We start from the raw sequence: 15,136 nt of genomic DNA, 5'->3' as shown, positions 1-15,136 counted from the left end.
CTGTTACGTCGAGGCAAGCAGCCGCGCCATCAATCCCAACACAATACGAATCGGCCTAAATGGCCTGATCGATCAATGTGCCAAATTCAGCCTTTATCGATATGCCCTGCCCCTCCGACGCTCTAGTACCAACAATGGCCACTCTGCGCGCTGTTTTCGTGCACTTACCGTCACCCCTATCCCTATTTTTGGAATTGGTCGCGATTTCAAAAAGAGCGATTCCCATAGAAGCTGCAGTCCCAGTTCTTAAGTGGAATCCTACCGGAGAGATTCACCAAGTAGACACGCCTCGTGCAAGGGAAACGGCAAGATAGTTGTGTCATCTGTAGAAGCATGCAGTTCCATTGCTTTTCGAGTAAGACCTGCGACATTGCGAGCGTCTTCATCTCGGCCAAGGACGACAATGCAAATTTCGCTGAGTGAAGGGAAGCGCCGAGCCTTCAAGTTTGCAGGTACATCCTCTTCTGCAAAACGAGATTGTTGATTGGCGACTCGAATAGCGCCGCTTTTTTGCAACGGCATTGGCAGTCCTCGACTCAGCCAGAATGTGCGATTGGAGTTGGGCTCCGCAAAAATTCCAGTAGCAATGCCGGTTTTGTTGTCCGCGACAAGGTAAGTCGGCGATTTGTCGGTGTCCGTGAGCAACCTAACAACAGTACCCGCCCCACCATCGCGCAGAACCGCAGTGGCGGCTGCGGCACCTACACCACCCATTTTTAGTTCGCCAAGCTGCATGGCGCCATTCCCAAGCTGAGGTACATACTTGCGAATATTGGAAGCGTCGCAGAAGCTTAGAGTTTTGGCTGTCTGAGCAGATAACGAACCAAAGAACTGACCGATATACGTCTTTAACTGGTCATCGCGCATGTCACTCGTGTTCTCATAGTCCTCCGAATACAACGCCAGCATCGCGCGGGCATAGGGCTTCCAATTCTGAGCGCCCATACGATCAGGAAACAGCGCCATCAGACGGCCATTGACGTATTCAACCACTACCGGAAGCACCGCACCATCTTTCCGCGCTCCCGGTTGACGTTCGAATCTTTTGGAATTGAGATTGACTATCCACCATGCCTGCAGGGATGTATTTTCCGGCACCGACTCACTGTCCACATATACAACACCCAATGCGCGAAGCAAATCGCGTAAAGCACTGCGCAACTTGTGTGGATGCGGGTCATCTTCTTCTGAAGGCGCCAGCCTAAACCTTTCACGCTCTTCTGGGTCGAACAGAACAACTTGGGCCAGCACGTCACGCCGCGCCAACGCCTGGTACACCAAAACATATGGATCCCGTTCTGGCTCATCACGAAGCTTTTCATCCATCTCCACAAGCGCCAGCCAAACGCCTTGTTTGTTGGCGATATGTGCACTCAAGTGCGCATCCAATTCCGACTGACGTTTTAGCGTTGCCTTGCGAATGGCATCTCGCTCGATCTGCACGCGCTTGGCCTTGGGCAGCCCAACCGCAAATTTCGCAGATGCCTCTTTAGGATCATCTAGCCACGATATAAGCGGACCGGCGGGCAGAGGGTGAATCACCACTTTCAATCCACATGCGTAAGTGCGCTCATTCTCCACAATTGAAGAAGCTTCCCCAAGAAGTAAGTTCAGAGCAGCGTTCGTTTCTGACAAGGCCGAGGTCCTAGTAGAAAAGAGTGCTACATGAAGCGTCTCTCCGCTATTCAAGGCCACGATTTCCTTAAGAATTTGCCGGGTCAGCGAGTCCGTCTGATTCTCGGTTTTGCTGATATTTGCGTAGTGTGACGCGCGTGGAGGAGTCTTTCGCTCTAATGAAACGGGGGCAAATCCAATGCCACCGAGATGCTCCTCAAGAAATTTGAAGTACGCTTTTCGCTCAGGTATTCCTACTCCTGTTTCTCCGGGCAGATTCTTATCTCCATGGTACGCACCTGCTCGTGGATATATGGAGACCTTCCGGTCAATCACTGCGCCCAAGAGACCTTTGTCAGTGGCGAGAGATGCCTCATTTACACCGGTTAGCGACAGGATTTTGCGCAGTACAGGTAGCGAGCGCCCCCCTTGTGCATCGCTTTTCCCCAAGAGCACATTTACTTCGTCCTGCTTAAGCGACACTTGGAGTGCGCGCACTCGTTCTGAGCCTTTCGTAAAAAAAGCGTCCGGGGTTAGGAACACATCAAGATACCTTGACCCATCTGGCTTAAACGATGCGGGATGAATTGGCATGTAATTGCGAATGGATACGCTGACCGCCACGCGGAGCCGTTGCTGCTCCGGTGTGGAAAGCGCCGAGACTTTGAGCGCTTCCGTCCAGTACCCACGGACATCACCTGTCTTACGTGATTCGACAGGGTGCGGCCTGTAGCCTAAAAGTGTTTTCCCTCCGTACAGAGACTCTCCCGGACCAGCTGGTAATAGGATCCGTGACGAGTCCCGACTATCGTCAAGCACCTTTCCCTCCAGTCCACGACTTGCCAATACCGCAATCAAGTCGTAGAGACGGCGGTCTTTGGGCACTGGGCACGCCGCCCCTTGCACCAAGCTTAGATCGATTGACAGATCGTGCCAGGCAGATTTGGTCGATCGCTCATCCTTCAGAATTTCAAGAACCTCTTCCGAGCGCTCCACGCTAAGCGTAAGTCCTAACCAAATGCTCAAGGCATTCAAAACTTCCACTTTGACCTTATCCAGAGGAGACTCAGGAGCGTAAATCCACAGGTGCAATGAACGACCAGGATTGCTGATGTCAATCCTGCGAATTTCAAACAGATCGACACATGGAGCGACCCACGCCAGCACGGCTTCTAAACCACGGAGGTCAATATTCTGATGTGCCAGTTTGCTTTGAGCAGATTTAATTGCCTCGTACGCCCTTACTGGCATGACGTATGAGACTAGCTGCTTTTCGCGCAGCTGTTCCATGTTCAGTTCGAATAAGTATGGGGTGATGATGTCTGCCATGAAGTTACCCTCGTTTTGCCAACGGAAAGAGTTGCTGAAGTCCTTGTAAAAACGGCTGATAGAGCCGAGATGCCAGATCGCGTACTTCTTGCGAGTGCATTGCCGTATCAAGGGTTCTCATGCATGCCATCAGACAACTGGAAGCTTGAGTTTCTGCGTTCGGATTGCCGGCAAAGGTTTGTGGAGCAAACCGCTCATCGACAAAACCGACATACACGGGCACTCCTCCGCGAATACCCCGCCCAATGGTTTGCCAGAGTTGCGTAATAAGGTCCCAACTGTATTGGGTGCGGGCACGAGCCGGCATAATGCTGAATGAACGCCGCAGCGCAAACCCATCATCCAGGGCGAACCTGGCCTTTCGTTCAAAGGTCTTCCCCGCCGTTGAAATCGAGTCCTGTCCTGGACGCGATTTATTGATCCATTCCATGGTGAAGCGGTTCACACAACCAACAATGCTTTGGATATCGTCGGGACGAGGATGTGGCCTATGCAAAAAATAGATGGTGCTGATAGCGGCACACCCGTCACTTCGCACAATGTTGTGACCTCGTGAAATTGGCCCGATGGGCGCGATCAAGATAGCCCCATCTGGAGCATCCCCGAAAGTCTCAACCCGTGAACGCGGGAGCAAAACGAGATTCTGGCCGTACGCCTCAGCTTCTTTCGCCTGTTCATGGGCAAAGCCGTCTGCCTTGGCGACTGAATCGGCAACGAGGCAGTAGACCGTGTGCTTTACACCCGCCGCCGTCATCAATGCATTGGCCACAACCCGCGCATCTCGGTAGTTGCTGACAACCAACAACGCTTTGCGCCTATTGATGAGAGAGCCGGCGCCCCACGATTGCTCTAAGACCTTCCACTTTTGCTCCAGCCTCGTTCCCGCTGGATTGCTTTGCCCCAGCAAGCGGGCTATTCGCCGAAGGTTGTCACGCCGCACATCGGAAGGGCAGCCGGAAACAGGGATTGGTGTATCACTTAGGGAGACGAATTCGTAAATACTATTTTCTAGAGCTTGAAGTTCAGCGGTAGGCTGGCGCAAGATACCTACAACAGGGGATTGGACGTCGTATCTAGGCGAGGCATCAGCAGCCTCTCCGCCCGCCCAACTTGTACCAGACATGAGCAATACATGCGGCCCAGCTTGTCCTTCCTTTTGGATAAGTCTGTGAAAGTTCGTGAGTAGGTATCGACCAACGCCTAGGTGGTTTACTAGTTTCAGCGCCCCACCCGCATTTTCGTCTGCCCCTTGTTCAAACAGCAGCCCGAATACCGTGCCATAAAGAGGCCGAGGAATGATCGCACCGTAGTGCATCATGAAGCGTCGTGCTGTGTTGAAGATACTATCTGGCGCTAGCTTGAAGTCATCTTCAACAGCTGGCTGATTTCTCACCAGGTAGCCGAAAGTAGACAACACAACATTGGTTAGCAACGCCAGTCCGAGCGCTCTTGACCGCGCTGTGTCGTCATTAGGAATAGACTTGCGACGCAGCTTACTTTGCCCCGTCTGCGCGCTCGTTGAGAACATTGAAAGTGGCCCTTCATTCATTGCTTTCGCAATTTTTTCCAGAGGGCTTCCTTCCCCAGAATCAGTTCCTCGCTCCAACAACTCTCGCTGTATAGGTTTGAGAAATGCATGCGCCGCTAGCAACCTATCGTCGGTAAGTCCCTGAGGAGTATCTTGAGTGTCTTGCTCATCAGCTACCTCGCTGTACAAAGAACTCGCAAGAATGGCAACCTGTTCGAAATAGGCTCTGCGTTCCTCGTTTTCCCCGGGGTTTGCCGTGGACCACAGGTCGCACAGAATGCTTGCCGCCGTAAAAGGCTGCCCGCGTGTAGTCCATAGAAGGTCCTTCTCAAAACGAAGAATGAAGTGGTAAGCCAAGGCCACCGCCCCCTGCAGCCGTGAGAAGGCAGCTTGCCAGCGCACAGTAACCGCCTTGGCGTACTGCCCCCCCAATCGATCTTGCAACGAATTTGCCATTAGCCTCTGATGCTCGGGCAAGAAAGCACCACTATCAGCGGCTAGCAAACTTGCGTCCTGCAAGCAGTGATCATCAAATGTTTGTTGAACGCTATCCGCTTCGTCAATCAATACAACGTCGGCCGTGTACTGAAATAGCTCCGGAAAGGACATGTGTTCTTCCACCACGCTCTTGTCTGGTGACATGGATAGCAAAGCTTGTGAAGTCATCACTATGACGCTCGCATCAGAAAGAGACATTTGTTGAGCGTGCACAGGGCACATGGAAATCAATGGACACGACCGGAGATCTCTCGTGTCCAACGTTTCTGTTTTCGAACGCTTTGATTTCTGTGGTGCAACCAATCTGTGACAAGGCTTCTCACGCAGGGTTGGCACGAATGTTGTCTCTCCATCCATTTCACCCCGACTGATCAGTTCACGTTCTGCCGATTGGTATCCTTCCAGCGGGCATGCAATTCCAAGGGACTCGGTCATCGCGGCAGCTGCAAGCAACTTGCTATCTGACTCCATTCCTCCGGCCGCCCAATGGGCGGCACTTAGGTGTTCAGCACGATTGGGGATTGAGCTGATCACGGTAGCCTTAAGCACACCGTGCGCTCGGAGACGCGCCACCAATAGTGATGCGGCGGCTGTGTCACTTGCAATGACGACGACCCTTTTGTCATATCCCGGACGAATCAGCAGAAACAGCAGCGCAAGCAGCAGCGTACTTTTCCCGCTGGACAACATGCCAACCAAATGCTGTGTCTCCGATAAGGTCAGCACGCCATCTCGCCACATTTCGGAGCCCACTGCCTCAATAGATACTCGTTCAAGACGCTTGCGCAAATGAAGCGTGGGCAGCCATTTGGGGAATGTCGCCAATGCCTCGCGTTCATCTACTTCGGCCGCGGTAGACAGCAAGTCAGACCACTTGATTGCGATTGCGGGATTGATTGCCCGTCGTTTGAGCGCAATCATCGGCGCATCAGGTGGGCTAATTGCTGGAACCTCATAACCGATGGTTGCTTTGTCCCATCGCACGGTGGACATCCAGTGCCCTGCCGTCGCATAGTGAATCGTCCTTAGTTCGTAGGGAGCAACGTTATTTAGTGCATCTGATAAGAGCGTATATCCAGCATCGTCCGCCGATCTTTGTCTTTCAGGAACCTGCGCGGAAACCGCGTACAGAGTGCGGCCTGCATTGGTTTTGTGGTTGCTTAGTGCATTGCGCCATGCCAATCGGCTGCAATAGGAACTCGCCATATGCCGCAGCGTGGCGAGCGGCGCACTTGCATCATCTGGTGTGAGTCCCGAAAGATGCCCTTGCAGTAGAGATGGGATGATGTCGGTGGTCTCACCAGGCAAATACCTTCCCAAGAAATGGAGGCACAAGTCTGCCAGCGCAGTATCTCTAGATTCCTGAGTGGGTCCACGCTTGCTTTCGAGCAAAAGTACTGAGTCGGCGTAGAGCGCAACGAATGATTTGGACTGCCTCATTTTTCTGCCTTTTTCAATAGCTTCAGCAACTCACTCACCGTGAGCAAATCCACTTTTTCCTTGCCTAGCGATGCGCGCGCCCTCGTAAATACCTTTATGTAGTCTGGATTTAGAACCTTCAAGTAGTCGGGAATGACAACGAATCGGACGTGTGTCTTGTAGTCCCTAAAGCGCTTGAATGATCTCGCCAGGCCTTGTGCGGAGATGTGGTCTTTGACATCAACAGCAAACCGCTTGGCATTGCCTTTTTTCCGAATAACGAGATCGACCGTATCAAGCTTTGGCCAGAGATCAACTTCCCAACCGAGTTGCTGTGCACTTTCCATGAGTTTGATTTCGTGCCAGCCCGGCAAGGACCAGAAGAGTCTTGCCGGTCTCCGCAGTTCTAATACGTCCGGCGTGTAGTCGATAGCTTTTGGCCCTTGCATATCAAGCGCGCGCTGTGCGGAATCGTCACGGAGCTCTGTAATCAGCTTCCCACCCACTCTGCGCAACCGCGTCCCCGTGGATGGGCAAAGCAAGACTTTCCCTGCTTCGGCATGCACTGGTGGCATACGTACGTAAAAAGTGTCAATCAACCTTTGAGCGACTCCTATTTGACGCATGAATATCGGGTGGCGACCCAATAGTTGCGTATAGCCAGACGCAACCGGGACCTCCACCACGGTACGCCGCCAAGCCTCATAGAGTTCTTGACCCGCCGAGCCAAGCTCTTCGCAGCAATCCATTACGGCTTGGTAGAAGACGTGCTCACTGTCCTGCTGCCCACGCTCTGCAAGAGCCAGACAGTCACGAGTGATTTCGAAGTTCTCCAACAACCTTGCCGCATAGAACTCGTCCGACACCGGTCCATCTAATTTTTGGCACCACTCGTACAGCGGTTTCCCTGCAACCCCCAAAAGATCAGCTAACGTGACCGGATATTCGCTCCCATCCAAACATTTCAGAATTGAGGCGACATCCAAGCCTCGCTGCAAGTGAGTTGGATAGGGTGCTCGCGGATACCCGTGGGTATCAATTTCATCCTGCAACGCCACCAATCCCACGGCAAAACTCAAAACCATCTCTTCAACTGAGGGTGGCTTGGGCTGTGATGCTGTTTGCTCAGGAAGGAGGCCCAGCATTTCCAGGACGGCTTTCGGGATTTGCTCCAAGTTTCCAACTGATGCATGTGCCAAGTACGCATCTAGTGTCGGGCGCGATACCCCCATCCACGCTGCGGCGTGTGATTTCCAGCGTACAGCGGGGGCTCCTGACTTTTCGACAAGCTGAGCTTCAAACTCCGTCATAGGCGCCTTTACAGTCTTTACAAATTCGCAATAAATGCATTATTTGTAAAGTGTAAAGCGTTTTCGATAAATATTCAATAGCCTGCTATTTTGCGCAAACCATCCAGCAGAACTCGCGTTGCTCGGCAATCGTCTTCGTTGTAATCAAGGATGCGCTGGCGCACCTCTGCGCTTCCAGTCTGCACCCACTGGTCATACCACTCGATAGAGGCCGCACCAGACGGATTGGAATCGCGCCACCGGAATCCCAAGTATTTGGCCAGTGTTTTTATGGAGCGGTTATTGACCGGCCACTCTGTCTTTGAAACCACGTCGTAGAGCAGATCGACCATCCACTCTTTTAGAAATAGCGCATCCACGTCGTCTATGCTGCAGACTTCTGGGTACCGCTCAGCCAATTTTTTCCAAGCCGTACGTTCGTACTTAGAGTAGTAATAGACTCGCGCCGCGCCATCAAACCCCATTAGATATTCCCAAGCGCTCCGAAAGGCGACCGCCTCCGCAGCAGGAGTGGGTTCTGAGGCAATGCATGCTATGTAGCGCTCCGTTCCATTCGCGCCGCCCCTGCGCTCTACAAATCCGTGTAGGTAGCAAATCCCTCGCATGGGATCATCCTCAATATCAAAGAAGACCTCTATCTCGGACAAAGGGAGCTCAACCGGTTCACGAAAATAGGGCTTGGCGTCGGGTTGCGTCAACAAAATCGCCCTAGCCCGGTACTTTTGCAGCGTGTCCGGGCCAATTCCAGCAAATGACGTTTTGGCGCCGCTGATGTAACTCGCAGGGTCGCAAGCGGCAAGAGAAGCAACGTTCGGGAAAGTGGCGAACATCGCATCACGTTTTGCACGTCCCAATTCAGCAATTAAGGTGAGATCGTCGACCTCGCGCAAAACCTCGTCACATCGTCGACGCCAATGGCAGTGGCCGCATTGCGCAGACAAGGCAGCACGGGACGTTTCGCTTCGGTCCAGCAGTTGTCGTATGTATTGAAGCGTCTCAAGATACAGCTCCCACCAGGTTGTCTTATTACGCATCCCCTGGGGGGCGGCAAGAGCATAGGGAACTTGCTTGTACCCACCATCCAAGATTACAGCGCTCTTGGTACCGTCAGAAAAACTGAGCAGCTCCAGAATGTTCGTGTAATGCGCGACCTGAACTGCGTAGTGCTTTTTTAGTTTTCCGGAAGATTCCTCTCCGTCAAAGCCCGAACCCGATTTGATGTCACCAGCGACATATGCATCGCCACGCAGGAACAAGAGGTCTGGCTCGCCGACCAAGTCACCATGTTGAATACGTCCCGCGTATATCAGTGGTACTCGGTTTTTAATCGCCTCCAGAGTGCGTACCTCTTTTTCGGCCGTCTCCAGCGCAAAGAGATTCAATACACCGTCGCCCATTCGCTCAATAACCTTGAACTCGTGATTCCAACCCTGCTCCCATAGCATTTCAAGAAACGGTGAAGGGTCATCGCGAAGACCAGGGTCTTCAAAAACGTCCATAGAAACACGATGCGGACAATGCACCGCGTCATACAACATACTTCCGGAAATCAACTTCATAAGCATCTCCCTGACGGGAACATAGTAAGCTTTTGAAGGGAAAAACCCTATCCCCCGTTTGGGGGATATGAGCACATACGCAATTCATAACTGCAACGTGACGGCAGCGCGAAGCTTGTCGAAACCAAACTATTCCTGATGCTTCTCATCCCAACATGAGATGTCAACAGCTTCATTGGCGTCTCCAGTCAGAAAACCCCTCAACGATCTCCGCATAAAACTGCGGCACATCGTCAAAATCTTTGATCATTCGGTTGTAGCGGACCGCCTTCGCTCGCCAGGCACCCCTCAGCCTTGGCTCCAGATCGGCCATGAGCCACGCCACCAACTGCATCATGTGGTGACGCTCCAAAAGCGGCCGAGTCTCAATCGGCATACGACCAGGGAGTAGCTCGATACCCTCCACCCTCAACTGACGACAGATGTACTGATCCAGCCCTCGGTTCTGAAATCTCGTGGTCAGCAGCGTTGTCAGTTGGTGCATGACACGCATCAGCCCCACGTTGATGTCTGCGTCACGCAGATCGACTCCATCCACTATGGAGCGACACAAACGCAGGTGCCACATCGTGGCACCTTCGTCATAGGACATGATCGATATGGCCGGCGACTCCCTGAGGTCACAGCCGCATGCATGACACGCCGCCATGGACCCCGCCTCAAAGGCACTGCCACGCCCCATTTCCATTCGGTGAAACATCACCGCCGAACCGCATTGAGGGCAGCGGTCGAGGAGCATCCTGTTGTGCTTGATACAAATGGTGTTGAACGACACGCGCCATGCTTTCCTGAAATACGGCAGAGGGTCATCCGCCAAACACGCGCCACAAAACTGCACGCCATAGCCCTCACGCTTGCGGTGGTACATCTTCAAGGTCTGCAACCAGAGCAAGGCCCCAGATGATCTGAACTTGGGGAAGAGCCTCCCCTCGTAGGACCGCAATGTCGTGCCATAAGCGACTTCCAAGGGAGTGCCTGTGCGTCTGCTCAATTCGTCCACCAGCCATTCCGGCGCAAGGCGATCCACATCACGGTTCCACACCTGGCGCCGATTGCCAAAGATTAAATTACAAAAGGTCTGGACTTTGAGACCATGACCGTAAGCCAGACGCACTAACCAGGATGTCAGTAATTCATCGGGGAGGGGCTTGTACCGGATGGGCCACAGTGGTGACGTGAGGCCCCGCATGATCGTCAAAGCCGCCGATACTGTTTCCGCTTGGACGGCGGTACCCAGCGCAACGCCCGGATACTGTCCAGAGTGATCTCTTCCGCCTTGCTTCGGATGGCGTCCACCGCCAACTCCTTGAACAGATCACACATATCCCCCAGTGTGCCCTCGCTGCGGGAATGCATCTCAAGCATCTTGGCGGGATCCTTGAGATTCGATGGTTTCTTGAGCGGTGAGCGCAACTCCAGAGTCGCCAGCAAGGAACCGAAATCCTTGTTGGCACGCCAAAGTGGCAACTCCTCGGGAGTGAAGCGGCTGGACATTTGCGGATCAGTATTGAAGGCGTTGTACGCATCCTCAGTGCCTGCGGCAACGATGACCACCTTGGTTTCATTACCCAAGCTCTTGAGCGCGTTCCGAAAATCCCGCTGCTTGTTCAGACTTCCCGCAATTAGGTGGTGGATTTCATCCACGATCAGCATCTTGACTCCCATCTGCTTGAACAGAAGCTTGATCTGGGAATTCTTCTCCTGCACAGATGCGGTTGGTTTGTACGGAGTCATCAAAGCATCCAAGGTGCGCGAATAGAAGGACGACACGTCCGGACTTGGGGGTGCTTCCACCATCAGTACCGGGCAAATCGTCGTTTCGCCTTCCGGATCCAGATCTGGCGGGTGCAGCGCCAAAAAACGCTCCAGGATGGAGGTCTTGCCGTTGAAGGACGGCGCCACCAGCAGCATGTTGGGCATGCGCGTGATACGCGGATACTCCAGCAAGTCTTCCATCCGAATCAGGATTTCCTTCGCACGCGCATAGCCGAGCCAAGTACCGGAACGGATCGCATGAATGCGCTGCGCATCGGACGCGTGGATCAAAGCCTTGGCAGCGTCGTTGAGATGCGGGAAATCTGTTTGATCAGACATCAGTCGTCATCCAGCGCCTGTACGTCATCGGGGTCATAGCCACGCACTGCGGGAGGCGGAGCACTCTGTTCAGGTGCACGTGAAACGGTCGGCATTGTTTTCGCCTTGTCGCCACGCTGCTTATCGTGTTCGGTGCGCCGTTGCTGTTCGCGCCGCGCCGATTTCGTTTTGGCAGCCGCACCGGCCTCCAGTTCCCGCTGCTCGGTGATGATGGCAAAAATGGCCTTTTCGTTTTCCGGCGCAATGCCGCGTTCGGCACCCTTGCGATGCGCCTCCCGCAACTCCCAGATACTGACTGGTGGCAGACTGGTATCTCGGTAAGGGATCTGAACGTAGCGTCCCGAGAGTTCATCGAAAAAGTACAGCTGGCTGATGTCGCGTGGGTCCCGGTGAAAACGGAACTTTCGTTTGTGCTTCGGAAACTCCGGATGCGGGGCGTTGATCCATGGCCGCAATACATCATGGTAGTAGTGGACGTCATCGATGACCACGCCATATCCCTGTACGGTGCGTTCAATATAGGGCGTGAAATTGATGCGTAGAATTTCTTCGTCTAGTCGCCGCGCCGGAAGGCCGCGACCAGGTTTGCCCTTAGTACCAAGCAGGCCTTCACGCCACTTCTTGAGCGGCGACATACCGATGCCGTTGTGTTTGTCGATGTGGTACCGGGCAAAGAAGAGAACCAGCCATTTTTCAATTTCGGCAAAGGTCATGCACGCATTGCCCTCTGCGTCGTATTCCCCTTTTTCAGCAGGCCCGGAAAACGTGGCACCCTTGACGGCCTTAAGTCCCTGGGTGACCGTGCCCATCAGCCGTTCGATATGGGCGCCATAGCGAGGTGTCTTGACTGGACGTAAATGGATGTCAATGTCGTATTCGCTGCAAGCGGCTTTAAGCATGTCACCCCGGAATTCGCGCGCGTTATCCATATGCAACGTACCCATGACACCCCAGACTGGCCATTCAACTGATGTAACACCAAGCCGCCGCAGCCACGCCTCCTTGGGCAAAATGGCGTTCGCAATGCACATGCCGGCCGACATGGCCGAGGGTGCATCCAGCGCCAAAAACATGCCCAGGCATACACGCGTGTTTACGTCGATGGCCAGCGTGACCCAGGCCCGGTTGATGGGCTTGCGGTGCACGTCGTCCACAATGATGACGGGCAACAAGGTGTGGTCGATCTGGACTATCGCCAGTGGCCAGTCCGCGTCCGGAATCACCCCCTTGATCGGATCGTGCTGATCGTGTGCGGCCGCTGGACCCGCGCGGAGACGGGTACGTTCGCGTCCATCTGTGCGTTCTAAGCGCGCGCGGATGGTGTTCATTGCCGGCAATGGCAGACCAGCGTTGGAGCAACGCCTGCGGATTTCTGTCACCGTCTCCGCAATGCTCTGCTGCTGCTGCGTGTCATGGAAATTCTGCAAGGTTTCAAGAATGAGCGCTTCCACCTCGGGCAGAATCCGGCTCCCATTCTTTCCGCCACGCCGCCGCGTATTGGGGAGCAAGGAAGACAACAATCCGGTTTGCCGGAAGGCTGCCACCCAGCGGTACACCGTGGCTCGACTCACTTCTGCATCAGCGGCAATTTGATCAGCCCGAGCTTGGGCGTTGTGCTGATAGCTGACAAGTAGCGGCTCTATCCATTCGCGACGCGCCTGGGCAATAGCCCATAGCTCGTCGGGCACGTCCAACAACTCTTGCTCTTCCTGGGGAACAGGTTTCGCATCCTCAATGCGCCGAGGTGGCCCCATATCTCCAATTTTCAGAAGAACACGCTCGCCAGACTCAATATCCTTGGCCAAGACCAAGTTGATATCTGCCAGGCGGAGCACGACATACTCGCGCCCCTCATTGGTGAAGGTGCTTCCTTTGGTGACCCATAGTTGTGTGGGGACTTGCCGCTTCATGCTGACGCTCCGGTTTTCCAGAGCGGGACATCGTTTTGAAATGGCGTATCTAGATCAGCGCCCAAATGACAGGTCAGCACCATGGACCAGACGATGGGGAGCCAATGCAATCGCTCCTCCTCTGTGACGGCCAAGATATCGAGCAGAGCTTCTGAAGTGGCTTCACCGCCTTCCTCTCCTATGGCGTCCAACACGGCCTGCACGTCATCGCCCGAAGGAGTGACGTTGCGGTATTCGCGCAGGAATTTGAGGTTGGCAAGTCGGGGCGTGCGAATGTCGTTTTGGTCCTTGGTCACGAACTCCCATCCCTGTTGCTCCGCGTACTGCCTCGCTGCTGCGAATTTGGGGACATATTTTTCGGCATTGCGAGCAAAGTCGTCACTGTGCTTGACCTCGACCAAAGAAGGCTTGGGCGTCACGCCGGTTTGGGTATCCACGCGGTATTTGACGAGGACGTCGGGCACATAGCCCCTGGGGATACCTGCAACCGGTATGCGTACAGGTTGGACTTCAAACGTTTCCACGCTGTCATCAAAGTCCAGGAGGAGCAGATAGTCTTTTTCCAGCAGTGACTCGAATGCACCCATGTCAGCATTCTTGCGGCTGGAATAGCCGCCAGTGACAAGCAGGTAGTTCTTTGGAATCTTCCGTACGGGCATGCAGATTCTTTAGCGTGGTCACGCATACAAGGCGTTCATCCTAATTCAAAAGATCCTTGCATACGATAGTTGTCAGATTCCATTGGCATACCCACGAAGAGGGCGGCCACGAAACTGTACTGATTCGCAAAGCCTCAACCATTACCTCACCAGCCTTCACCTTTGCGACTGAACTCAGACTCCGGATTCAGCGTGAAGGTAGCGCCTTTCAGATCGCCTTTTCCCACGACCCAGAGACTGCGCGCTGATCGTAGACCGGCAACCACTTCTTCTGCGTCCTTGCGCTGGCGCGCTTTGAGCATAGGCAGACCGCCAACATCACGAATGTCGCCGCCTGATGTGTACCATGCCTGCCGGTTGGCCAGGGCATCGTCCAGAGCATGGTGGCGGCGTAGGCCGCTGGCGAACGCCGCTTCACGCGCTGCCTCAAATGCATCGAATGCGTACAGGTAATCCGTCGTCAGCAGTAATGGATCACGGGCAAGGTTTTGCGGCCAACGCTGCTTCAAAAGGTCTTCAATACAGGGCCAGTCCCATTGCACGGAGTCCGTCGCTAGCATCACGGGCACACGCAATTCTTTGATCCAGTCTGCGAGGTACTGCTTTAGTGTGTCTATGGGGAGGCGCGATGCGCCGCCTTCAAGTTTCGGAATAACCTCTCTCTGGGCGAATTCACCCACGTCTGATAGTTGCCATGTATCGGACAGCTCGGCGTAGAACTTGTGCTCGCCCGATTCGTCCACCAAGCCGATGGACATGAGCTTGGCGTCCGGGGTTTTTCCGGTGAATTTGATGTCAACAAAGAGGCGGTCCATTTATCGAATCCTCCTGATGGGTTCCATGAAGATCTTCCACGCCCTGTAAGACCAGCATTTTTAGCCCCTGGCTTACAGCGCCTGCCTTTTAAGGGCAGCCGCCCAGTTGGCTTGCTGCTCGGGTGTAGCCGCCAGCAACAAGCAAGTAGTTCTTTGGGATCTTTCGGACAGGCACGGAGATTCTCTGAAGTAGTCACGGCATACAAGGTGTTCATCCTAATTCAAAAGATCGTTGCGCACGATAGTTGTCAGCCCGCATTGGCGTACCCAAGAGTTCTTCAAACGATCATTCAGCTTGGACTGAAATCATTTGCGGTGTAGTCCATAGATTTCTCAAAAGAATTGAGCCACCGTTTCCATTTGAGTAGGGCCGGGTGCGCGGCCGAATCTCATTGGCGGTT

The 15,136-nt window shown here is 53.9% G+C and carries 9 protein-coding genes; all 9 read right to left on the bottom strand.

The window, feature by feature from the left end:
- Positions 1-258: 258 nt before the first annotated feature.
- Complete coding sequence (locus tag RS694_RS01695) at positions 259-2,943, bottom strand: RNaseH domain-containing protein (RefSeq protein ID WP_076069250.1); 2,685 nt, start codon at positions 2,941-2,943, stop codon at positions 259-261.
- 4 nt (positions 2,944-2,947) lie between these two features.
- Positions 2,948-6,409, bottom strand: coding sequence for a pPIWI_RE_Z domain-containing protein (locus RS694_RS01690; protein ID WP_152528834.1), 3,462 nt, complete (start codon positions 6,407-6,409; stop codon positions 2,948-2,950).
- Positions 6,406-7,698, bottom strand: a complete 1,293-nt coding sequence (locus tag RS694_RS01685) for a restriction endonuclease-related protein (RefSeq protein WP_029708161.1) — start codon at positions 7,696-7,698, stop codon at positions 6,406-6,408. The genes RS694_RS01690 and RS694_RS01685 overlap by 4 nt, the downstream gene beginning before the upstream one ends.
- Before the next feature lie 74 nt (positions 7,699-7,772).
- A complete protein-coding gene (locus tag RS694_RS01680) occupies positions 7,773-9,257 on the bottom strand; it encodes a TM0106 family RecB-like putative nuclease (RefSeq protein ID WP_161631568.1) in 1,485 nt (494 codons plus the stop codon).
- Between the two features lie 172 nt (positions 9,258-9,429).
- Positions 9,430-10,446 (bottom strand): TniQ family protein, encoded by a 1,017-nt coding sequence (locus tag RS694_RS01675; protein WP_029708158.1) that lies wholly within the window; start codon positions 10,444-10,446, stop codon positions 9,430-9,432.
- A gap of 5 nt (positions 10,447-10,451) precedes the next feature.
- Complete coding sequence (locus RS694_RS01670) at positions 10,452-11,351, bottom strand: TniB family NTP-binding protein (RefSeq protein WP_029708156.1); 900 nt, start codon at positions 11,349-11,351, stop codon at positions 10,452-10,454.
- Positions 11,351-13,261, bottom strand: coding sequence for a helix-turn-helix domain-containing protein (locus RS694_RS01665; RefSeq protein WP_029708155.1), 1,911 nt, complete (start codon positions 13,259-13,261; stop codon positions 11,351-11,353). The genes RS694_RS01670 and RS694_RS01665 overlap by 1 nt, the downstream gene beginning before the upstream one ends.
- Complete coding sequence (locus RS694_RS01660; protein ID WP_029708154.1) at positions 13,258-13,920, bottom strand: heteromeric transposase endonuclease subunit TnsA; 663 nt, start codon at positions 13,918-13,920, stop codon at positions 13,258-13,260. The genes RS694_RS01665 and RS694_RS01660 overlap by 4 nt, the downstream gene beginning before the upstream one ends.
- A gap of 146 nt (positions 13,921-14,066) precedes the next feature.
- Entirely contained in the window at positions 14,067-14,735 is a 669-nt protein-coding gene (locus RS694_RS01655; RefSeq protein ID WP_029708152.1) for a 3'-5' exoribonuclease domain-containing protein, read from the bottom strand.
- Between the last annotated feature and the right edge of the window lie 401 nt (positions 14,736-15,136).

It is taken from the genome of Rhodoferax saidenbachensis, assembly GCF_001955715.1.
Classification (GTDB): domain Bacteria; phylum Pseudomonadota; class Gammaproteobacteria; order Burkholderiales; family Burkholderiaceae_C; genus Allorhodoferax; species Allorhodoferax saidenbachensis.
This window is presented reverse-complemented; position numbering and strand designations above follow the sequence as displayed.